This window comes from Escherichia sp. Lx600-2 (assembly GCF_036662595.1).
Taxonomy (GTDB): Bacteria; Pseudomonadota; Gammaproteobacteria; order Enterobacterales; family Enterobacteriaceae; genus Escherichia; species Escherichia coli.
Genome location: NZ_JAYQWM010000214.1, coordinates 1 through 1602, shown reverse-complemented (window position 1 = coordinate 1602; position 1602 = coordinate 1). Strand labels below are relative to the sequence as shown.

General features: G+C 49.2%; 1 pseudogene. It reads left to right on the top strand.

Annotation, left to right across the window (positions count from 1 at the left end):
• Positions 1–132: 132 nt before the first annotated feature.
• A pseudogene (locus tag OQV04_RS24510) lies at positions 133–1056 on the top strand (ISL3 family transposase); the annotation flags it as partial.
• Positions 1057–1602 lie beyond the last annotated feature (546 nt).

Below are 1602 nucleotides of genomic sequence, written 5' to 3'. Positions count from 1 at the left end.
AAATAAAAAGCCTGTATCTCAAGTGATAACTAAGATACAGGCTTTAATTGTTATTTACTTTAAATACATGTTCTCAAAGTGAAAGTATTGATTTTAATGGATTTTTAATAGTTTACTCTTGATAATATTGCGGGCCTGGACGAGAAGACGGTACGCGACATTTTCAACGCCCGCGCCGAATTCCTGGGGCGCTGGCACCGCTTCGAGACGCCCCGCATTCTCGGCATTGACGAGTTGTACCTGAACAAGCGCTACCGCTGCATCCTGACCAACATCGAGGAGAGGACCCTGCTCGACCTGCTGGCCACCCGCCGTCAGGACGTGATGACCAACTACCTGATGAAGATGAAAGACCGGCAGAAGGTCAAGATCGTCAGCATGGACATGTGGAATCCCTACCGAGCAGCGGTCAAGGCGGTGCTGCCACAGGCCCGCATCGTGGTCGATAAGTTCCATGTGGTGCGCATGGCCAACGATGCCCTGGAGAAGGTGCGCAAGGGCCTCAGGAAGGAGCTGATGCCCTCCCAGAGCCGAACCCTCAAGGGTGACCGGAAAATCCTGCTGAAACGCGCTCACGAAGTCTCAAACCGGGAACGCCTCATCATGGAGACCTGGACCGGCGCATTCCCACAACTGCTGGCCGCCTACGAGCACAAGGAACGTTTCTACGGCATCTGGGACGCTACCACACGGCCCCAGGCAGAAGCCGCCCTGGACGAGTGGATAGCCACCATCCCGAAGGGCCAGAAGGAAGTCTGGAGCGATCTGGTCAGGGCTGTAGGCAACTGGCGCGAAGAGATCATGACCTACTTCGAGACGGACATGCCCGTCACCAACGCTTACACGGAGTCCATCAACCGACTGGCCAAGGACAAGAACCGTGAAGGACGTGGTTACTCCTTCGAGGTGATGCGGGCACGAATGCTCTACACCACGAAGCACAAGAAGAAGGCCCCGACCGCGAAGGTCTCTCCGTTCTACAAGAAAACCATCGGTTACGGACTGCCGGACTTCGCAGAGGAACTCAACTACGGGGTCGATCTATCAACCATCTGATAATGGTATCAGGTTGGTGGGGTAAAGGTGCCCCATCAACCATTAAATCCGTATACCCATTATTTTTACAGAAGTGCGAGCTGCGTTTTCAAAAGGTTCTCATAGCTATTTTTTTACTTTTACAGGCAAAAAGCAGAATGATGGATTCGCGTTGACTGGTAATGTTCAGGATCACGTTTTATTGGGGCATAGCTATCATCTTTCGGGAAAAGTGAGAAAGATCCACTACTTTGACTCAGTGCCCTACGCATTACTGACTGTGTTTAAATTAACAGCATAGCCTGGTGTCTAGTGACCGGAACTCCCAAATACAGGCCGTTTTTACATTAGCCACCGGCTTTCTGCACTGTCGTGCCGACTCACTCACGTCAAATCTGTTGCTCACGCATCGGGTTTTTACCCGGTTTTACACTCCGAAAATAAGCCGATTTATTTTAAATTCAACACCCGTTATTAACTAATCTTTTAAATTAAAAATGATAATCTTATTAATTATATTTTTTAATTTTTTGTCTCTTCTTAACATATAGGTTAAGGAGATTTTGT